The sequence below is a fragment of the Bradyrhizobium sp. CB1717 genome (genome assembly GCF_029714325.1).
Lineage (GTDB): Bacteria > Pseudomonadota > Alphaproteobacteria > Rhizobiales > Xanthobacteraceae > Bradyrhizobium.
Map to the genome: position 1 here is coordinate 1,961,398 of NZ_CP121666.1, position 18,934 is coordinate 1,980,331.

At 65.9% G+C, this 18,934-nt stretch carries 18 protein-coding genes; 9 read left to right on the plus strand and 9 right to left on the minus strand.

What is annotated here, in order from left to right; translation table 11 throughout:
- Positions 1-7: 7 nt before the first annotated feature.
- Both QA649_RS09365 and QA649_RS09370 read right to left on the minus strand, forming a co-directional pair.
- On the minus strand, positions 8-1,075 hold the full coding sequence (locus QA649_RS09365) for an endo-1,4-beta-xylanase (protein WP_283023921.1): 1,068 nt from the start codon (positions 1,073-1,075) through the stop codon (positions 8-10).
- Positions 1,072-2,160 (minus strand): glycosyltransferase family 1 protein, encoded by a 1,089-nt coding sequence (locus QA649_RS09370; RefSeq protein WP_283025994.1) that lies wholly within the window; start codon positions 2,158-2,160, stop codon positions 1,072-1,074. The genes QA649_RS09365 and QA649_RS09370 overlap by 4 nt, the downstream gene beginning before the upstream one ends.
- Before the next feature lie 262 nt (positions 2,161-2,422).
- Between QA649_RS09370 and QA649_RS09375 the strand changes: the two genes are divergently transcribed.
- Positions 2,423-3,859: an oligosaccharide flippase family protein gene (locus QA649_RS09375; RefSeq protein ID WP_283023922.1), complete on the plus strand. Its 1,437-nt coding sequence runs from the start codon at positions 2,423-2,425 to the stop codon at positions 3,857-3,859.
- Positions 3,860-4,141: 282 nt separating this feature from the next.
- Complete coding sequence (locus QA649_RS09380; RefSeq protein WP_283023923.1) at positions 4,142-5,704, plus strand: L,D-transpeptidase; 1,563 nt, start codon at positions 4,142-4,144, stop codon at positions 5,702-5,704.
- 37 nt (positions 5,705-5,741) lie between these two features.
- On the opposite strand, the gene QA649_RS09385 is transcribed toward QA649_RS09380, so the two are convergent.
- The 3 genes from QA649_RS09385 to QA649_RS09395 form a co-directional block, all read right to left on the minus strand.
- Positions 5,742-6,554 carry a class I SAM-dependent methyltransferase gene (locus tag QA649_RS09385; protein ID WP_283023924.1) on the minus strand — a complete coding sequence of 271 codons (813 nt, stop codon included), beginning with the start codon at positions 6,552-6,554 and terminating at the stop codon, positions 5,742-5,744.
- A gap of 140 nt (positions 6,555-6,694) precedes the next feature.
- Positions 6,695-7,234 carry a VOC family protein gene (locus tag QA649_RS09390; RefSeq protein WP_283023925.1) on the minus strand — a complete coding sequence of 180 codons (540 nt, stop codon included), beginning with the start codon at positions 7,232-7,234 and terminating at the stop codon, positions 6,695-6,697.
- A gap of 25 nt (positions 7,235-7,259) precedes the next feature.
- Entirely contained in the window at positions 7,260-8,225 is a 966-nt protein-coding gene (locus QA649_RS09395) for a tripartite tricarboxylate transporter substrate binding protein (RefSeq protein ID WP_349254077.1), read from the minus strand.
- Positions 8,226-8,426: 201 nt separating this feature from the next.
- Between QA649_RS09395 and QA649_RS09400 the strand changes: the two genes are divergently transcribed.
- From QA649_RS09400 to QA649_RS09410, 3 genes are read left to right on the plus strand one after another with little or no spacing between them, the layout of a single operon-like run.
- Positions 8,427-9,125, plus strand: coding sequence for a TetR/AcrR family transcriptional regulator (locus QA649_RS09400; protein ID WP_283023927.1), 699 nt, complete (start codon positions 8,427-8,429; stop codon positions 9,123-9,125).
- Positions 9,103-9,663 (plus strand): carboxymuconolactone decarboxylase family protein, encoded by a 561-nt coding sequence (locus tag QA649_RS09405; protein WP_283023928.1) that lies wholly within the window; start codon positions 9,103-9,105, stop codon positions 9,661-9,663. The genes QA649_RS09400 and QA649_RS09405 overlap by 23 nt, the downstream gene beginning before the upstream one ends.
- Position 9,664: 1 nt before the next feature.
- A complete protein-coding gene (locus tag QA649_RS09410) occupies positions 9,665-10,510 on the plus strand; it encodes an SDR family oxidoreductase (protein ID WP_283023929.1) in 846 nt (281 codons plus the stop codon).
- A 131-nt stretch (positions 10,511-10,641) separates the two neighbouring features.
- Here QA649_RS09410 and QA649_RS09415 read toward each other — a convergent pair whose 3' ends face one another.
- Genes QA649_RS09415 through QA649_RS09430 form a run of 4 tightly spaced genes read right to left on the minus strand, consistent with a single transcriptional unit; the run spans position 10,642 to position 13,185 of the window.
- On the minus strand, positions 10,642-11,151 hold the full coding sequence (locus QA649_RS09415; RefSeq protein ID WP_283023930.1) for a DoxX family protein: 510 nt from the start codon (positions 11,149-11,151) through the stop codon (positions 10,642-10,644).
- Positions 11,148-11,930 carry a DNA-binding domain-containing protein gene (locus tag QA649_RS09420; protein WP_283023931.1) on the minus strand — a complete coding sequence of 261 codons (783 nt, stop codon included), beginning with the start codon at positions 11,928-11,930 and terminating at the stop codon, positions 11,148-11,150. Before QA649_RS09420 ends, QA649_RS09415 begins: the two co-directional genes overlap by 4 nt.
- Complete coding sequence (locus tag QA649_RS09425) at positions 11,920-12,828, minus strand: DUF692 domain-containing protein (protein WP_283023932.1); 909 nt, start codon at positions 12,826-12,828, stop codon at positions 11,920-11,922. Before QA649_RS09425 ends, QA649_RS09420 begins: the two co-directional genes overlap by 11 nt.
- 51 nt (positions 12,829-12,879) lie before the next feature.
- Positions 12,880-13,185, minus strand: coding sequence for a DUF2282 domain-containing protein (locus QA649_RS09430; RefSeq protein ID WP_283023933.1), 306 nt, complete (start codon positions 13,183-13,185; stop codon positions 12,880-12,882).
- 310 nt (positions 13,186-13,495) lie between these two features.
- On the opposite strand from QA649_RS09430, the gene QA649_RS09435 reads away from it, so the two are divergent.
- The 4 genes from QA649_RS09435 (at position 13,496) to QA649_RS09450 (ending at position 18,932) form a co-directional block, all read left to right on the plus strand.
- Positions 13,496-15,583, plus strand: a complete 2,088-nt coding sequence (locus QA649_RS09435; protein ID WP_283025995.1) for an adenylate/guanylate cyclase domain-containing protein — start codon at positions 13,496-13,498, stop codon at positions 15,581-15,583.
- 452 nt (positions 15,584-16,035) lie between these two features.
- Positions 16,036-16,878, plus strand: coding sequence for a shikimate dehydrogenase (locus QA649_RS09440; protein ID WP_283023934.1), 843 nt, complete (start codon positions 16,036-16,038; stop codon positions 16,876-16,878).
- A 21-nt stretch (positions 16,879-16,899) separates the two neighbouring features.
- Positions 16,900-17,781 carry an amidohydrolase family protein gene (locus QA649_RS09445; RefSeq protein WP_283023935.1) on the plus strand — a complete coding sequence of 294 codons (882 nt, stop codon included), beginning with the start codon at positions 16,900-16,902 and terminating at the stop codon, positions 17,779-17,781.
- Positions 17,778-18,932: an ABC transporter substrate-binding protein gene (locus QA649_RS09450; protein WP_283023936.1), complete on the plus strand. Its 1,155-nt coding sequence runs from the start codon at positions 17,778-17,780 to the stop codon at positions 18,930-18,932. Before QA649_RS09445 ends, QA649_RS09450 begins: the two co-directional genes overlap by 4 nt.
- Positions 18,933-18,934: the final 2 nt, after the last annotated feature.

Below are 18,934 nucleotides of genomic sequence, written 5' to 3' on the forward strand. Positions count from 1 at the left end.
CTAGGCTTCAGACGTCCTTCGTGAACTTGCTGATGACGTCCATGAACGGTTTTGGCTTGAACTCGCCGTCGAGCGGCAGCGGGCGGTTCGGCTGCTTGTCCGTTCGGGCGAAGGTGCCGTTGATCCAGCTGTAGCGATCCGAGAGGCCCCAGGTCAGGATCGAGCGCACCGGGCCGCTGGCCGAGACGGCCGTCAGCAGATCGTCGACGCGCTTGGCGACGATGGCGTCGCGCTCCGCGGGACCGCCCGTCAGCTTCTGGTCGTCGACGTCGAGCTCGGTGACGAGAACCTCGAGGCCCCAGGAGCGCAGCTCGGTGACGAATTCGGCGAGCCCATGCGTGTCGATCTCGAGCTCGGCATGCAGATGCGATTGCAGCCCGACGGCATGCAGCGGAACGCCCTGGTCAAGCAGCTCCATGATCAGGTTGCGATAGGCCGCGCGCTTGGCGATGAAGGAGTCCTTCGCCGACTCGATGTCGTATTCGTTGATCGCGAGCTTCACATATGGGTCGGCGGCGGCCGCCGTGCGGAACGCCAGCGGAATCCAGCCCTTGCCGAGATGCTGCGTCCAGAACGTATCACGTCGGTCGGTGATCCCCTTTGGATTGTCCGGGATCGGCTCGTTGACGACGTCCCACGACGTCAGCTTGTCTTTGTAATACGACACCACGGTGCCGATGTGGTCGCGATAGGTGCGCTCGACACCCTTGGCGTCCTTGATCTGCTTGGTCCAGTCCGGAATGTCGTGATACCAGGCGAGCGTGTGTCCGCGCATCGTCAGATCGTTCGCCTGCGCGAAGTCCAGGATCGCATCGGCGCGCTCGAAGGCAAAGGTGTGCGCGTCCGGCCGCAGCATCGGCCATTTCAGTTCGAGCACCGGCACCACCTGCGTGCAATAGGTGCTGATGGCTTCGCCGAGCCTGGGGTCGGCCTGCAGGTCCCAGAGCGTGGCCGCCGCACCAAAGCCCCGACGGCGCTGGGCGAGCTTCGAGGCCGGTAAGGCCGACGCGGAGACGCCCGCCGCGAGCGTCGCGGCGCTGCCGAGGAGAAATTGGCGTCTGTCGAGCCTGGTCACGCGTGGTTCTGCATCACGGCTTCGGCGATCTCGTAATAGTGAAGCGCGCCCTTCTCGAGCGTCAGATTCTCGGTCACGTAGTCGCGTGGCGCGAAGTCGCCGGCGCTCACATGCGACCAGAACTCGCTCCAGGTGGAGACGAAACCGGCCGCATCGGTGAAGGTCATGCCGCAGCGTGCGTCGAAGTAGGGCACCGAGGACACCCCGCCTTCGTACCTCACCTTCTGCGGAAAATACTTCGGATCCTGCCACGGCCCGCCGCGATCCCACGCAAAGACGGGAACGCCGCTCGACAGCGCCTGCTGGCACGCGATGCCCTGGCTCTCATGCTCGCACAGGAAGATCATGCTGCGGCAACGCGCCAGCGCCGCCTTGTAGTCGTCTTCCTTGTAGTGACCGTAGCGGATCACCTCGATCGTGCGGCCGCTGGCTTCGAGATGCCTGCGGATCGGTTCGATCAATTCGGACTCATATCGCTCATAGTCCCAGCGAACCTTGTCATAGAGCAGCACGTCCACGCTCTTGCGGTCGACCTGCGTCGGCGTCCACAGGTCGGTGTCGATGCCGACGGGCCAGGCATCGACATGGGGCCAGTGTGGACGGAACATGTCGGCGTACCATCTGCACGGCACCAGGACGCGCTTCACCTGCAGGTCCTTCAGGCGTTCCGGTGCATCGACCGGGTGGTCATACATGGCGACGCCGAGCAGGAGCGGGTTCTTCCACTTGAACCAGTCGAGCACGAACGGCCGCCCGAGGATGCAGGCGAGCTCCTCCGGATGCTTCTGGATGTAGCGATAGTCGTTGACGCGGTAGCGGATGCCGAGCCGGTCGAGGCCCGCGCACAGATTGAGGAGGACGCGCCGCTGTCCGCTGATGAAGGACTCGCCCTTGACCAGGCGCCGCAGCAGCGGCCGGATGTGACGGTCACCAGGAAACCAGCGGTCGTCCCGCTCTTCAAAGAAGAGGTTGAGGACCATCCTGTCGCGCCTTTGCGCGCCGAAATCCGCCGGAACAAGCGGAGCGTCAGTGCCGCCATGCGGCGAGGAGGTGGGGTGCGCCCGTGTTCGCTCGGCAACGTCCATGTCAGTCACGTCCACGCATCGGATGGGTCGGGCGACCTTTTGATATTATTGCTTCTTTTCCGTGATCCCGCCGGTTCCTACAAGGACAGGGCAAATTTAACGCTAACGCGCGATAACCGCTGACACGTTTCATTCGCGATCCGAATTGCAGGCTGATGCGACTATCTTGGCCGGTGCTGGCGGCGCAGTGCGATGACCGCAGCAAAGGCCAACTGTTTTAACGCTTCGTTAATCCTCAAGGCGCCGCCGGTCCCGTGCTCGCATGCTGAATCGCCATTTCTCGATTTACCTCGTGGCCTACATCCTGCCGGCGGCGGTGGGCTTCTTCGCGGTCACCGCCTACACGCGGCTTTTGAGCCCGGCGGAATACGGCGTCTACGTCGTCGGTATCAGCCTTGCCGGCATTCTCGGTGCGGTCTTCTTTGCCTGGATCAAACTGTCGGTGTCGCGCTATCAGGCGATGTCGGCGGAGGTGGATTTTCGCGGCACGGCGATGGTCGCCTTCGGGCTCACGGTCGCCGTGCTTTGTGCCACCACCCCGCTCGTGTTCCTGTTCCGCAGCGATGTCAGCGTCGAGCTGCTGCTTGCCAGCATGTTCGTTGCGATCATGGCCAACGCGGTCGATGTCGGCCAGGAGTTCGAACGCGCCAAGCTGCGTCCGTATCGTTTCGCCGCGATCTCGATCGTGCGCAGCGTTGCGAGCGTCGGCTTCGGGCTCGTCGGCATCTGGCTCGGCTGGGGCGGCCTTGGCCTGCTCGCCGCGTTCGGCCTCGGCTCGCTCACCGGCATCGTCCTCAATCTCGTCGGCGACCGCACCAGGATCGCGCGTTTCCAGCGCAGCCAGTTCATGCAGCTCGCGCGCTACGGCCTGCCGCTGACGCTGGCCGGACTTTCGGTCGCGCTGTATTCGAGCTGCGACCGTCTCATCGTCGCTTATCTCCTCGGCAAGGACGCCGCGGGCATCTTCGGCGTTGCCGCCGACCTGCCGCGCCAGTTCATGGTGATGATCGCGTCCAGCGTTGCCGCTGCGACCGTGCCTCTCGTGTTCCGGTCGCTGTCGGAGAACAACAGCGAGGTCACGCGCGAGCGGTTGACCGAGAGCCTCGAGCTGCTGCTCGTCGTCGTCGCGCCCGTCGCGATCTGGCTGGCGCTCGCAACCGACCAGGTTGCGGGCACGCTCGTGGGCGTCGATTTCCGCGCCGGCGTGTCGGCGCTGCTGCCGACCCTGGTGCTCGCCCGCTTGTTCGGCATCGCCAACCAGTTCTACGTCCAGATCAGCTTTCAGCTCGCCGAGCGTCCCTTCATGCTGGCGGCGCAGTCCTTCCTTACGCTGGTGGTGAGCGTGGCCCTGATGTTCGCGCTGGTGGCGGGCTACGGGATCTATGGCGCCGCGCTGGCAACGCTTGCGACCGAGGCGATCGGCTTCGTCGTCGCGGTTGTCCTGATGCACCGCGCCCATCCCGTGCCGTTCGACGCGGGCCGCCTCGCCGGCGTGGCCGTCTCCGCAGCGGCGATGGCGGCTGCGATCCTGTTCGCGCGCTCCCAGGCCAGCGGCACCGGCCTCGTCGCGCTGATCATCGTGAGCCTTGCCGGCGGGCTTGCTTACGCCGCCGCGGCCTGGCTGCTCAATGTCGCGAATGTGCGCACGCTGTCGGTCCGTGTCCTGCGGACCTTCAACCGGAAGGCGCTGGGCGTCTAGCGTGCCTCTGTCTGGCGTGGTCTCGCCGCCCCGACGTCAGGCCAGGCCAACCACCGGCCGCCCCCGGACATTCTGCCGCAGCGGTGGACGGCCAGCTCCGGACCAGCCCCGGCCGCAAGCGCCCTTCCGCCCGTGCGGGCCGTCGTATATGAGAGATTTGCCGCCGGATCGTGCCGAATCTCGCCACAGACGGAACGTATGGCGGCTGTGATTTCTTAATTTAGAGATCGCAAACTGACATTTGACCGGCACGCGCGGATTGGCATTCCGACCGAGGATGGCATGAAAAACCTGATGACAACGGCGCAATCCACCGTGGCGATGCGGCGTTGGGGGCCTCCCGGAATTGTGACGCTGGCGGCGATGGTCGCATTGGCGACGCTGGGCCCGGCGTCCGCAGCCAAGCAGGCGCGCCAGCCGGCCGAGGCGGTGGCGCAGCGCGAGGCCGGCGAGCCGATCATGGCGATCGTGTCGATCAAGAGCCAGCAGGTCACCTTCTACGACGCCGACGGCTGGATCCTGCGTGCGCCGGTCTCGACCGGCACCACCGGGCGCGAGACGCCGGCCGGCGTCTTCGCCATTGTCGAGAAGGACAAGGACCACCGCTCGACCATGTATGACGATGCCTGGATGCCGAACATGCAGCGCATCACCTGGAATGGCATCGCGCTGCATGGCGGGCCGCTGCCCGGCTATGCCGCCTCGCATGGCTGCGTGCGCATGCCGTTCGGCTTTGCCGAGAACCTGTTCGACAGGACCAACATCGGCATGCGCGTGATCATCTCGCCGAACGACGCGGCGCCGGTCGATTTCTCGCACCCGTCGCTGTTCGTGCCGAAGCGGGAGGCCATTGCGGCGGTACCGAGCCGGGCCGACAAGCTCTCGGCCGAGGCCGAGGAAGCCACGAGGGCCGCCGACGAGACCAAGAAGGCTGCGGCCGCGGCAGCGAAGGAGGCGGCCTCGCTCCCGGCATCGCTGCGCAAGCTGGAGCAGCAGAAGGCCCGCGCCGATGCCGAGCTCGCCTTCGCCGACAAGACGCTTGCGAATGCAAAGACCGATCAGGCCCGCGCCAAGGCCGAGGAGCTGAAGCAGAAGGCGGCGACGAAGGCCGCCGATGCGACGACGCAGCTCGATGCCGCCAAGGCCGCGGCGCAGCCGAAGCGTGACGCGGTCGCTGCGACGAAAGAGGCGGCGAAGGTAGCTGCGGCGAAGAAGGCCGACGCGGTGAAGGCCGCGACCGATGCCAAGCTCGCGCTCGAGCCGGTCTCGGTCTATATCAGCCGCGCGACGCAGAAACTCTATGTGCGGCGGAACACGCACAAGCCGGCGCCGGACGGCGGCGGCGAGGTGTTCGACACCAGCATCGAGGTCCCCGTCACGATCCGCAATCCCGACCAGCCGCTCGGCACACACATCTTCACAGCGATGGCGAAGACCGATGCCGGCCTGCGCTGGAGCGTGGTCACGATCGAAAGCGGCGACGACGCCAAGAACGCGCTCGATCGCATCACCATCCCGCAGGAGGTGTGGGATCGCATCGGCCCGACCGCGCTGCCCCGCTCCTCGATCATCATCTCGGACGAGCCGCTGAGCAGCGAGACCAACTACCGCACCGAATTCGTCGCGGTGCTGAGCAACCATCCCCAGGGCGGCTTCATCACGCGCAAGCCGACCGCGCCGTCGATGGACATTGCCAGCGATGACGGCTGGGACAATGGCGGCAACGGCTTCGGCTACTTCTTCCAGCAGCGCGATCCGTACGCGCAACCGGTCAATCCGCGCAGGCAGCGCGGCGGGTACCAGTACTATCAATCGACGCAGCCGATGCAGCGGAACTGGTGGTAAGGCGCGCGGCCTCGGCCTGCCAGACCGAAGCCCGTAACTACGGACGTGCCTCGATCACGATCGCCTGGATCTTGCCGTCGATCGCTCCGGAGCCATGGCGCGTCCGGAGCGCCTCGGCAACGATGTCGGTTGCAGCCTGAAGCTTGCCGGCGTCCCTGGCCTCGATCTCGCTGCGCAGCGGCGTGCCCTGGCAGAGCGCGATCGCGACGTATTCGGCCGACGGTGCGCGGCTGATCTCGGATCGCGTCTCGATCGAGATGTCGCGGAAACCCGCACGTTCGAGATCGGTTCTGATGACGGCCTTGTCGTGATAGCCGTGCGGCGTCCGGATCATGAAACGGGGCGGATCGTCGGGAAACAGCTTTGCGAGCGCGACCGTCGCTTCGTGCGCGAGCACATTGTCCTCGATGCGATCCCAGACGTTGAACACGAACGTGCCGCCCGGATTCAGGACCCGCTTCACCTCTCCGTAGGCCTTGATGCGGTCCGGAAAGAACATCGCGCCGAACTGGCAGCAAACCACGTCGAACTCGGCATCGCCGAAGGGCAGGGCCATTCCATCCGCCTGGCGCCAGGTGATGGGATCATCATCCGCCTGGCGCTGCGCGGCGACCGCGAGCATCGGCTCGTTGAGATCGGTCGCGACATAGCGGACGCCGCGCGGAAGCGCCGCCGCCACGGCGCGCGTCACGGCGCCGGTGCCGGCGGCGATCTCGAGCAGCACGGAAGGAGAGCGAGCGGCGACGCGTCGTGCCATGTCCTGCGCATAGACGGAGAAGATCAGCGGGACGAGATACTCGTCATAGATTTTCGGAATCGAGCCGGCGAAAACCTTGTCAGTGTTGGACATGCTTGCCTCGCTGAAGGTTCGGACACGAGGCTCAAGTTAGCATGGATTTCTTCTCTGTCGTGCCAGCAACGACGTAAATCGCGCCGGTTCCTGCCGCGTCTTGCACGATTCGAACAACATCGCCGGGCCGGCGACCGGTCCTACGACCTCCCGCCGCCGACCTCGCGGATCGGCCGCGTGCCGTCCCAGTTCAAGCCCGCCTGCCAGACCTTCTCGAAGAACGGACCCTTGGTGCCGCTGATGTCGGAGATCTCGATCACGGTGCCCGGATGCGCCTGCGTGTCGAAATAGGCAAAGCGTCCCTTGTCGCCGCCGATCTGGCCCTCATGGCCGACCCTGTAGCCGAGCCCGATCGCCTTGTCGTAGAGCGCCTGATAGTCATGGCTCCAGTACGACATGTGCTGGAGCCCTTCGTGGCCGGCGTCCAGAAACTCCTTGTACAGCGAGGGCGCGTCGTTGCGTTGCTGGATCAGCTCGATCTGCAGATCGCCGGAATTGGCGAGCGCAATGCTCATCTCGACCGATGAGTCCCGGCCACGATGGCGGAACCAGTCGGTCTTGACCCGGTCCATGTAATACCAGGGGCCGACGCCCATCACCTCGATCCAGTGCTTCATCGCGGCGTGGATGTCCCGCACCACATATCCGTTCTGGCGCACCGCGCCGAAGATACGGCTCATGCCCGCGCTCCTCCTGTCACGTTGCTCACTTGACCTCGATGCCCGCGTCCTTGGCAACCTGCTTCCAGGCCGCGATGTCGCGGGCGTTGATGTCGCGCTGCTCCTCGCCGGAGACGAATTGCGGCGTGATGCCGAGCTTCAGCAGCTTCTCCTTGACCTCGGCATCGCCGAGCGCGTCCTTCAGTGCCGCCGACAGCTTTTGTGCGATCGGCGGAGCGAGACCCGCGGGCGCGTACATCGCCCAGGACAGGCTGCGGTCGAACGGTACGCCCTGCTCCTTGTAGCTCGCGACGTCAGGCAGGCTCGGCGAGCGCTCGCCGCAGGCGGCCAGCGCCTTGATCGAGCCGTCCTTCACCAGCGGCGTCGCGGTCGCAACGTCCAGCGTCGCCAGCGAGATGTGGCCGCCGAGCAGGTCGCCGGCAAGCTTGGCGATGCCGTTGAACGGCACGTGCTCCATCTTGATGCCGGTCTGCTGCATCAGGATCTCCGCGCAGAACTGCCCGGTCGAGCCGATGCCCCAGCTGCCGTACTGGATCGGCTCGCCCTTCCTGGCGAGCGCGATCAGGCCCTTGATGTCGTTGGCGGCAAAATCCCTGGTCGCCACCAGGATGATCGAGGAGACGCCGACGCGGCCGATGGTCGTAAAATCCTTGATGGAATCGTAGGGCAGCTTTGGATAGATCGCCGGCGCCAGCACGTGCGTGGTCATGCCGCCGACCGTGATGGTGTAGCCGTCGTTCGGCGACGCCGCCACCATCTGTGTGCCGAGCGTGCCGGCCGCTCCCGTGTGGTTCTCGATATAGATGCTCTGTCCGAGCGTCTTGCCCATCCTGTCGGCGAGCAGCCGGCCGACCACGTCGCCGCCGCCGCCGGCCGCGTAGGGAAGCAGCATCTTGATCTTGTGCGTAGGATAGGCGGCGGGGTCTTCGGCGTGTGCGGACGGTGCCGCAGACAAGATCAGCAGTGACGACGTGACGATGCGAAGCGTCACGATGATTTGCCGCGCGGGCAAAAGGCGAGCGAGGCGCGCCATGGTGTTGTTCCCCCAATTGCTCTCCGCTTATCGAGCGGAGTTGAATGCCACCCGCTCGTGCAGAGCTCTGGCTGCGTCGTGGCTGGCGATCGTCGTATCGAAAACGAACGATCGTTCGCACGGTTGACTAGCGAACGATCGTTCGTTAGTCAAGTCCACATGGCTGTCCACACCTCCAGCGCGGCGGAAGCGGCTGCGCCCACGACGCGCGAGCGCATCCTCACCGAAGCGCTCAATTTGTTCGCGCAGAGCGGCTATGGCGGCGCCTCGATGCGGGAGCTGGCGCGCCGCGTCGGCATCCGCGAGAGCAGCCTCTACAATCATTTCTCCGGCAAGGCCGCGATCCTGGAAGCGATCGTCAGCGAGCACGGCCCGGCCAGCTCGGCGAGCCGGCTGGAGGAGCCGCGCTACAGGCAGCTCGCGCGCCAGCCCGCCGCCTTTTGCCGCCAGTTCGCGCTCGACCTCGTCGAGCAATGGTCCGACCCGCGCGAGCATCAGTTCCAGAAGGTCATCACCGCCGAGCGCAACCGCGTGCCCGGCATCCGCGCCAAATTCGCCGACCACTTCTATGCGCGCGAGCAGAGTCTGATGACGGACTATTTCCGCGGCTTCGCGCTCGCCGGCCTGATCTCGACGCCGGATCCGCGCGAGACCGCGCGGCTGTTCGCGGCCGGCCTGATCTACATCCGCCTCGAGCATTACGTGATGGGTGCGGTGCCGTCGCCGCGGCCGAAGGTGATCGAGGCGATCGACCGCTATCTCGCCTTCTTCCTGTCGCTGATCGCGGCGGGCAATGACACCGACAACAAGAAACGAAAGCCCAAGGGAGAGACGCGTGGCAAGGCTGCCCCTGATTGATCCGGAGACGACGGGCGGCGACATCCGCGCCTCGTTCGACCGCATGCCGGTCAAGCTCAACATTTTCCGCATGATGGCCCATGCCGAGGCCAACATGATCCCGGCGATGCGGCTCGGCAATTCGATCCTGCACAAGCAGAAGCTCAGCGCGGTCAACCGCGAGCTCCTGATCCTCCAGGCTGCGCAGTTGGAGGGCGGTGCCTATGAATGGCGCCAGCACGTGCCGATCGCGCTCGGCGTCGGCTGCACACAGGCACAGGTCGATCCGGTGGAGCGTTCCGACTATGATGCCGCCGGCTTAAGCGATGCCGAGCGCGCACTGCTGAAGTTCGGCCGCGAGGTCGTCGAGAACGTCCGCGTGCCCGAGGCCACCTTCGCTGCCGCGCGAAAACATTTCAGCGACCAGGAGATCGTCGAATCCATCGTCGCGCTCGGCTTCTACATGATGATGGCGCGCCTGACTGAAGCGACCGAGACCGATCTCGATCCCGCGGCCGGCATGAAGGTCTATGACGGCGGCAAGAAGCAGGGCGGCTGAGATGACGGATACCGAGACCAAGCCGGAGCGCTACGTCCGTCCGCTCAGCGCGGAGTCCTCGGGCGAGGCGCCGGGCAGGGGGCGCCTGAAAGGTCGCCGCATCCTCATCGTCGGCGGCGGCCAGCGCGTGTTCGATGCCGCAACCGACCCGATCGGCAACGGCCGCGCCATGAGCATCTTGTGCGCACGCGAGGGCGCGAAGGTCGCGGTTGCCGATCTCAACCGCACATCCGCCGAACAGACCGTCAAGCGCATCACCGACGAAGGCGGCGAGGCCTTTTCCATTGCCGCCGACGTCACGCGCGAAGACGACGTCCTCAGCATGATCGACGACGCCCATCGCGCCATGGGCGGCCTCGATGGCATGGTGCTGAACATCGGCACCTTCGGCAAGGTCGGCCTCGATGCCGTCAGCCCCGAAGAGTGGAACAAGATCTACGACGTCAATGTCCGAGGCCCCATGCTGTGCTGCCGCGCCGCCATGCCGAAGTTCGACAATGGCGGTGCCATCGTCTTCATCTCCTCCATCGCCGCGCTGAAGGCGGGCTCGCAGATGGCGGTGTATGATTCCTCCAAGGCCGCGCTCGGCGGCCTGATGCGCAACATCGCCCATCTCGGATCGCGCCGCGGCATCCGCGCCAACCTCGTCTATCCCGGCCTCGTCGACACTCCCAACGGCCGCGAAGCCGGCGCCGGCCGCCCCTCGCGCGGCAAGGGCCACATCCCGTTCGGCCGCCAGGCCACGGCCTGGGAGATCGCCTACGCCGTGCTGTTCTTCCTGTCGGACGAAAGTGTTTACGTCACCGCGCAAACGCTCGCGGTGGATAGCGGGTTGAGTGGGATGTAAAGGGCAGCGTCGTTCGCCTTCTTCGTAGCCCGGATGGAGCGAAAGCGTAATCCGGGGCCGCTGCCGCTGCCTTCTCGCGAGAGTAGCCCCGGATTGCGCTGCGCTCCATCCGGGCTACGCATCAACGACGCTCATCGTGCCTGCGATCGCGCGCGACAGATGAGATGGTCGAGCGAGACGTTCCCCGGCCCGTAAGCCATGATGCCGAGCGCCATGGCCGCCCAGGTGAGATGGATCGGCCAGCCGTCGGGCACCGTGAGCTCGACGATCACTGTCATGAACAACAGTCCGAGCGCGGCAAAGCGCGTGCCCAGTCCGAGCAACAGCAGGATCGGGAACATGATCTCGCCCGAGCCCGACAGGAAGGCCATCACCGCCGGCGCCGGAAAATGATAAGGCCCGCCCGGCAGGTGCAGCATGAACTCGTCGCTGAACAGCGTCACGGCGGTGTCGTTGAGCCGCAGGAAGCCGGCCCATTTGAGCATGCCCGAGCGCCAGAACGGCACGGCAAGCGCAACGCGCAGCACGAGCTGGACCAGCGACGGGGTGGCAAGCGTCTGCACCAGTTGATTGGCCTTGTCGACGAGCAGCCCGAGGGGTTGAAGGCTGCCGCTCGCGGGCATGCGCTGGTCCGTAATCATGCCGGATCTCCTAGGGCAATTGAGATGAACGCGCCGGCTTCGATCAGGCCGGCGATGTTCGCGGCGATGTCGAAGTCGGCTGATGCGTCGAACGCCGCCATTGCGGCCGCGCCGAGCGGCTCGCCGGACATCAGGCTGGCGGCAAAGACGGCGCCGCCGGGCGGAAGGTGGCGTACCACGACGTCGAAGGCGGGACGGGTGATCAGGGCGTCTTCCGGCGTCGACGCGTCGATGCGCGCCGCGGGCGTGCTGTCGCGGTTGGCGGCAAAGATCGTCACGGCCGCATAGTGTGATCGTACGATCCGTGCGGCCGGATGCGGCGTGAAGACGAGATCGCCAAGCCGCTCCGGCGCAATGGCAGACAGCCGCGCCGGCGCCAGCGGCAATGCGTCGGCAGCATGATAGGCGTCGAGCCAGGCGCGTTCGATGCGGGCCACGTCGGCGAGCCAAGGCATCGCCTGCGCGTGCTCGTACCCGGCGATGAAGTCCGGGAAGTCGCGGCCATATTCGAACAGCAACGGCGAGGCCGGCGGGGTGCTGCGGACATGGAAGCGCGCCATGGCGCGGAAGAAATCGGTGCCGGTGACGCGCTGCACGGCCGGATAGATCGCAGCCAACGCATCGATCAAGCTCACCGTGACGTTGTTGCGGTAGACGTCATAGCGTCGGCCTGCCGGCATGCCGTTTCGGCCGATCACGGCCGTCGGCGCGTCACGCGCGGGGTCGAGCAGCGGCGGCGCGAAGGCCGCGGCAAATCCGAGGTCAGCTTCAGGCCGCATGGCGATCCTCCGTTCCTGCGGCCGTCTGGCAGCGATCGAGGATCGCCTGCGCGGCGGCGGCTTCGGCGCGCAGGATCGGCCATTCCGGGATCTTGCTGTCCCATTCGATCAGCGTCGGCACGGGGCCGTGCCGCGCGACGATGATCTCGTACAGCTTCCACACGGCATCCGCGACCGGGCCGTCATGGCTGTCGATGAGGAGGGGATTGCCGTCGTCGTCGGCCTGCTCCGCGTGGCCGGCGAGATGAATCTCCCCGACGTGGGCCAGCGGAAAATCGGCGAGATAGTCGAGCGCGGAGTATCCGTGATTGGTTGCGGACACGAACACATTGTTGATGTCGAGCAGCAGGCCGCAGCCGGTGCGCCGCACGATGGCGCGAATGAACTCGGTCTCGCTCATCGTGGACTGGCGGAAGGTCACGTAGGTCGACGGGTTCTCCAGCAGCAGCGGACGGCGGATCGCCTCCTGCACCTCGTCGATGTGATCGCAGACGCTGGCCAGCGTCGCCGCGGTATAGGGCAGCGGCAGGAGGTCGTTGAAGAAGCTGGTTTCATGCGTCGACCACGCCAGATGCTCGGAGACCAGCGCCGGCTGATAGCGCGCGACAAGGCTGCGGAAGCGCGCCAGATGGGTCTTGTCGAGCGGCTGCGGCCCGCCGATCGACATGCAGACGCCGTGCAGGGACAGTGCATGGTCGCGGCGGATCGTTTCGAGCGCGCGATGCGGCGCTCCGCCCGCGCCCATGTAGTTCTCGGCGTGCACCTCGAAGAAGCCGGCTTGCGGGCCGGCTTCGAGAATGGCCGGAAGGTGCTCGGGCTTGAAGCTGGTTCCGGCGACACCGCCGATCGGAAGTGAAAAGCGGAGCGGCACGGTGGCGGGCTTGGTGGCCGTGATCATGATGCGTCTCCGCTTCCTTGGGTGTTGGCGTGATGGACTGGCCGGGCCGCGTCAGACCGGCTTCAGCGAGCCCTTCTTGCCCCCCGGCAGCTCGATGCTGGTGCAGGTGCCGCCCTGGACGAATTTCCAGGCGTTGCCCTGGAAGTCGACGGTCGAGGTGCCCTGGCAGGTCGTGCCCGGTCCGGCCGCGCAATCGTTCTGGCCCTTCAGCGCGACGCCGAAGCACTTTTCCTTCTTGGCGGCGATGGCGGCATCGGCCTCGGCCTTGGTCAGCGGGCCGGCGGCGGCGAGGGTCGCGAGCGCGGTCGACATGGCGCCGGCGAGAGCGAGCGTGGTGACGACGTATTTGGCAGACATCGAAGTTCTCCTTTTCAGATGCATCGCCTGGCAGGCGAAGGCGCATGGTCTTCTTCGTTTCGCGCGCAGCCGGCGTTACTGCCGGGATGCTCACGAGTCCGTGAGGCCGATTGGTCGGGGCGCCCGGTTGGTGCGCTTGGGCCGGGATTAACGGGCAAGCGCCGGCGCAAATCCAATGCCTTGGCTCTATCGAGACGTTAGCCGCAGGGCATTGGCGGGGATGAGCCGCGCCTGCCAGACGTAACGAATGGCGCCCGGCACCGTAGAGCGATGTCAGAGGATGCGCAGGTCCGCGAAGGCGAAAACGGCGATGAATGTCGATCCGGGACGGAGGCTTCAGGCGGTTGCAAGGCTGACGGTCAGCATTCGTCTCGCGGTGTCCGCCCTGGTCTTGGCCGCGATCCTGCTCACGGCTGCCCTATCCAGCCTGTTGTGGTGGCGCACGGCTGAGGCGACCAGCCGGCAACTCGCCTCCACCATCAACGAGCAGATCGTGGCGGCAGTGCGCAAGGAGGTCTCGGCCATCGTCGACGAGGCGCGCGCCGCGCATACTGCGATCCGCACCCTGTTCCTCCAGAACGTGCTCGATACCCGAGAGGCCGACAAGCGCGAGTTCGTCTTTCTCTCGCAGTTGCAGTCGCAGGCCACCATCTCCTGGGTCGCCTTCGGATGGCCCGACGGCTCGTTCTTCGCCGCGCACAAGCTCGGCGATCACCGGCTGGAAATGATGGAGATCTCGCTGACCGATCATCCGGGTCAGCGCCGCGTCGATGAATATGACGTCGTGCCCGGCGACATCGAATTCGCGAGCCGCCGTTTCGAGCCGACCGAGTTCCGCGTGGCCGATCAGGCCTGGTTCAAGGCCGGGCTCACCGCGGACGACCCGCAATGGTTCAGGGTGATGGACCATCCGACCGGCGAGCGACCGTCGATTGCCTTTGCGGGACCGATCGACGTCTATCAGGAGCGGCAAGGCGTTCTGGCGGTTGTGATCGAATATACGAGGCTCGCGCGATTCCTGTCGCAGCTCGAGGTCGGTCGTACGGGAACCGCCTTCATCGTCGATGGCAGCGGTGAGCTCGTCGCAGCCCCGGACAAGGATGCCGACGAGCTGCACCCTGCGCGCGGCGACATCACCCTGCTCCCGCTGGCGCGTGCAGCGCTCGACAAGGCGGGCGAGGCCGGCCGCAGGGAGGCCTGGCGGAGCCGCCTGACATCGGGCGGCGCGGCCTACGAGGTCGCGCTGACGCCGCTGCCGTTTCCCGGCTGGTCGCTCGCAACCGTGATCCCGGAGGCCGAATTTCTCGGACCCGTCGAGACGACGCTTCACCGTCTGATCCTCGGCCTTGCCGTCGGCGCCGTGCTCGCGGCGCTGGCGTCGGCGGTGCTGGCGCGTTCCGTCATTGCGGCGCCGCTGTCGCGCGTCGTCGGCGAGCTTCGCCATGTCGAAGCATTTGCGCTGGAGCAGGTCCGCCGCCATCCGTCGCGGCTCAAGGAAATTGCGACCCTGTCGGGTGCCATCGCCGAGATGGCCGCCGGCCTGTCCGCGTTCCGCAAGTTCATCCCCGCCGATCTCGTCCGTGCCCTGCTGCGTCAAGGCGTCGAGGCAAGGCCCGGCGGCAGCATCCAGGAGCTCAGCGTGATGTTCATCGACATCGCCGGCTTCACCGGACTGTCCGAGCGAATGGGCGATCGCGTCGTGCCGCTGCTGTCACGCTATCTCGACCTCATGTCGGAAATCATCGTCGCCAATGGCGGCACCATCGACAAGTTCATCGGCGACGCCGTGATGGCATTCTGGGGCGCGCCGCAGCCGCAAGGAGATCACGCCGTGCGCTGCTGTCGCGCCGCGCTGGCCTGCCGCAGGGCAATGGACGAGTCCGGCCTTGTCGACGACCTCGGCCAGCCGCTTCAGATCCGCATCGGCATTAACTCGGGCCGCATGCTGGTCGGCAATATCGGCTCGGAGCTGCGACTGAACTACACCGTGATCGGTGATGCCGTGAACGTCGCCAGCCGGCTCGAAGGCGCCAACAAATCCTATGGAACGCGCATCCTGATCGGCGAGGCGACCGAACGCCTGGCGCGCGGCGCCGTCCTCACGCGCGAGATCGAGAGCATCGCGGTTTACGGACGCGAGGAGGGGCTCTCCGTCCACGAGCTGATCGGAATCGTGGATGAAGGCGTGACTGAAGCCGGCTGGATCGCGGATTACGAGCACGGTCTCGCCAACTATCAGGCGCGCCGGTTTGCCGCCGCGCTCGCCGATTTCGAGGCCGTGCTGAAGCAACGCGCTCATGATCGCCCCGCCGAACTGATGCGTGATCGTTGCCGGCAATTCATCGCGGCCGCGCCTGACGCCGGCTGGCGTCCGATAGCGGCACTGACGTCGAAATGACGCGCCGACGCCGGCTCGCAGATGGCGGTGTATGATTCATCGAAAGCCGCGCTCTCATCGCCGGAGCCGCCCCCGGATTACGCCATCCGGGCTACGGTGTTCACCACACCCACTGAACGTCATCCTGAGGTGCTCACCTTGCGATGCATTCGCATCGCAAGGTGAGCCTCGAAGGATGGGCCACAGGCGCTTGCGGCCCATCCTTCGAGGCGCGCAAGGGCGCGCACCTCAGGATGACGTCTCGCTTGTGGGACGAATGAGCTGACACGCGGTCCCATCGATCCGCATTCGCGGCGCAGCCACCCCGAGATTCACATTGCGTCCGATAGCCGTTCCGCCTAATAGAATTGGACAAATGACCAAATAGCATGGTCGGGCGCCAAAGGCGTGGCCATGGAGGAACAAGCTGCCCCCGCGAAAATGCGCCGGCAGCCCGAGGATGGAAGCGCAGCATGTCGCAGGCGGATGGCTTTGGACTGGCGGGCGTCATCGGCATGCCGGTGGCGCATTCGCGCTCGCCGGTCATTCATAATTACTGGCTGAAGGCGCATGGCATCCGCGGCAGCTATGTGCCGCTCGCGGTCAAGCCGGAGCGGCTCGAGGATGCGCTCCGCGGCCTCGTCGCGCTCGGCTTCCGCGGCTGCAACGTCACCATGCCGCACAAGCAGACGGCGATGCCGCTGCTCGACCGCGTCAACGAGACGGCAAAGCGCATCGGCGCCGTCAACACCATCGTCGTCGAACAGGATGGCACGCTCTCCGGCTTCAACAATGACGGCAACGGCTTTGTGCAGAGCCTGCGCGACGCCAGGGCCGACTGGCGCGGCGATGCCGGGCCGATCCTGCTGCTCGGCGCCGGCGGCGCCTCGCGCGCGGTGGTCGTCGCGCTGCTCGAGAACGGCGCGCGTGAGATCCGCATCGCCAATCGCACGGCCGAGAAGGCCCAGGCGATCGCAAGGGAATTCGGCTCTGCCGTGAGCACGGTTGCGTGGGACGATCGCGGCGCGGCGCTTGGCGATGTCGCGCTGCTCGTCAACTGCACCGATCGCGGCATGGTCGGCAAGGACGCGCTGGAGATCGACCTGTCGCGCTTGCGGGCGGAAACGCTCGCCGCCGATCTGATCTACACGCCGCTCGAGACGCCGTTCCTCGCCGAGGCCCGCGCGCGCGGCTGCGTCACCGTGAACGGGCTCGGCCTGCTGCTGAACCAGGCCCGGCTTGCCTTCAAGGCCTGGTTCGGTGTCATGCCTGACGTCACGCCCGAGCTGATCAAGGCTATCGAGGCGACGTTCTGAACCGCCGGGGAGCTTTGCGCCATGACGCTGCCGGTGTCTCCCAGGATCGATTGCCACATCCACGCCATCGATCCCGTCCGCTTTCCCTATGCTGACGATACGCCATATCGGCCGAGCGGGCAGGAGATCGCGCCCGCGGCGCAGCTGCTCCGCGTGTTCGACGCCTTCGATGTCAGGCACGCGCTCGTGGTCGCGACCAATACCGGCTATGGCAGCGACAGCCGCATCCTGCTCGACACGTTGAAGCAGGGCGGCGGCCGCTTTCGCGGTGTCGCCGTCGTCGAGAACGATGTCGACATCAAGGAGCTCGAGCGGCTGAAAGCCGCCGGCGTGATCGGCGTCGCCTTCAACGTACCGTTCCACGGCGCCGCCTATTATCTCGAGGCCGCGCCGCTGCTGGAGAAGCTGACGAGCCTCGGCCTGTTCCTCCAGATCCAGGTCGAGCAGGACCAGTTGCTCGACCTGTTGCCGCTGATCGAAAAATCCGACGTGCGCCTGGTGTTCGATCATTGCGGCCGGCCATCGGTCGCGCAGGGCCTGCAAGGCAAGGCGTTCCAGGCGCTGCTGGCGATCGGCCGCGCGCGCGACGCGCACATCAAGCTCTCAGGCTATTACAAGTTCTCGCAGCAGCCCCATCCCTATGAAGACACCTGGCCGTTCATCTCAGCGCTGGTCGAGGCCTTCACGCTCGACCGCTGCGTCTGGGGCTCGGACTATCCGTTCCTGCGCGCAGCCGAACGGCTCGACTACGGGCCGCTGCTCGCGGTGCTGACACAATTGTTTCCGGATCCCGGCGATCAGCATCGCCTGTTGTGGCGAACGCCGGCAAGGCTGCTCGGCTTCGACGGCGGGACGGATCAAACGAGACAACAACAGAGCAAAATGGCAGGGAGGACGTCATGAGGCATCTTGCAGGGCCGGTCGGCATCGCGATTGCGGCATCGTTGTGGGCAAGCGTCGCGCAGGCGCAGAGCACCGTGTACATCCCTGACGTCATCGAGCTGTCCGGGCCCGGCGCGGTGTCCGGCACCAATTGGCGCGACGGCGTTGCGCTCGCCGTCGACGAGATCAACAACGCCGGCGGCATTCTGGGCCGCAAGATCCAGACCGAGCATCTGGACACCCAGAGCAACCCCGGCATTTCGCGCGCGCAGGTGCAGAAGGTCCTCGACAAGGACCCCTACGTCGTGCTCGGGCCGATCTATTCCGGCTCGGTCAAGGTCAACATGGCGCTGACGCAACAAGCCGAGATTCCGCAGATCGTCGGCGCCGAGGCCGCCGATATCACCACGCAGGGCAATCCCTGGGTCTTCCGCACCGCCTTCGGCCAGCAATTCTCGATGCCGAAGATCGCCAACTACCTGCACGACAAGCTCAAGGTGAAGTCGGTGGCCCTGGTCTGGGTCAACAACGATTTCGGCAAGGGCGGCCGCGACAATTTTCTGAAGGAGATGAAGGCGCGCAGCATCGAGGTCCCAGCCGACATCTCGACCGAGCAGGGCCAGGTCGATTTCGGCTCCGACGTCATCAAGCTGAAGGGCGCCAAGGCGGATGCCGTGTTCGTCTACACCAACGAGGAGGAAAGCGCCCGCTTCCTGATCGAGGCGAAGCGGCAGGGCCTGTCGACGCCGCTGTTCGGCGAGACTACGCTGCTCAGCCAGAAGGTGGTCGAGCTCGCCGGCCCCGCCGCCAATGGCGTGCGCGGCCATGTCGGCCTGTCCGCCGATGCACCTGTGCCGGCGATCGAGGACTTCACGAAGAAGTTCAGCGAGCGCTACAAGTACCGGCCCGATCACAACGGCATCAAGGGCTATACCGCGGTCTATCTCGTCAAATACGTCACCGAGAAGATCGGCAAGTTCGACAGCAAGGCCTTCGGCGCGGCCATGAAAGGCCTGACCCTGACGCCCGACAAGGCCCCTGGCATGCTGATGGAAGCCAGCTGGGACCAGAACGGCGACATCGACCGCGCCAGCTTCCTCGCCGAGATCATCGACGGCAAGCAGAAGATCGTCGAGACCCTGCCGAAGCTGAAGGGCGGCAAGGGGGAGTGAGC

Bases quoted from the DNA above. Each gene is read 5' to 3' on its own strand.
- QA649_RS09375 (WP_283023922.1), top strand. From the start codon at position 2,423: ATGCTGAATCGCCATTTCTCGATTTACCTCGTGGCCTACATCCTGCCG.
- QA649_RS09440 (WP_283023934.1), top strand. From the start codon at position 16,036: ATGTCGCAGGCGGATGGCTTTGGACTGGCGGGCGTCATCGGCATGCCG.
- QA649_RS09410 (WP_283023929.1), top strand. From the start codon at position 9,665: ATGACGGATACCGAGACCAAGCCGGAGCGCTACGTCCGTCCGCTCAGC.
- QA649_RS09435 (WP_283025995.1), top strand. From the start codon at position 13,496: ATGAATGTCGATCCGGGACGGAGGCTTCAGGCGGTTGCAAGGCTGACG.
- QA649_RS09450 (WP_283023936.1), top strand. From the start codon at position 17,778: ATGAGGCATCTTGCAGGGCCGGTCGGCATCGCGATTGCGGCATCGTTG.
- QA649_RS09425 (WP_283023932.1), bottom strand. From the start codon at position 12,828: ATGATCACGGCCACCAAGCCCGCCACCGTGCCGCTCCGCTTTTCACTT.
- QA649_RS09415 (WP_283023930.1), bottom strand. From the start codon at position 11,151: ATGATTACGGACCAGCGCATGCCCGCGAGCGGCAGCCTTCAACCCCTC.
- QA649_RS09430 (WP_283023933.1), bottom strand. From the start codon at position 13,185: ATGTCTGCCAAATACGTCGTCACCACGCTCGCTCTCGCCGGCGCCATG.
- QA649_RS09380 (WP_283023923.1), top strand. From the start codon at position 4,142: ATGAAAAACCTGATGACAACGGCGCAATCCACCGTGGCGATGCGGCGT.
- QA649_RS09420 (WP_283023931.1), bottom strand. From the start codon at position 11,930: ATGCGGCCTGAAGCTGACCTCGGATTTGCCGCGGCCTTCGCGCCGCCG.
- QA649_RS09390 (WP_283023925.1), bottom strand. From the start codon at position 7,234: ATGAGCCGTATCTTCGGCGCGGTGCGCCAGAACGGATATGTGGTGCGG.
- QA649_RS09370 (WP_283025994.1), bottom strand. From the start codon at position 2,160: ATGGACGTTGCCGAGCGAACACGGGCGCACCCCACCTCCTCGCCGCAT.
- QA649_RS09400 (WP_283023927.1), top strand. From the start codon at position 8,427: ATGGCTGTCCACACCTCCAGCGCGGCGGAAGCGGCTGCGCCCACGACG.
- QA649_RS09385 (WP_283023924.1), bottom strand. From the start codon at position 6,554: ATGTCCAACACTGACAAGGTTTTCGCCGGCTCGATTCCGAAAATCTAT.
- QA649_RS09445 (WP_283023935.1), top strand. From the start codon at position 16,900: ATGACGCTGCCGGTGTCTCCCAGGATCGATTGCCACATCCACGCCATC.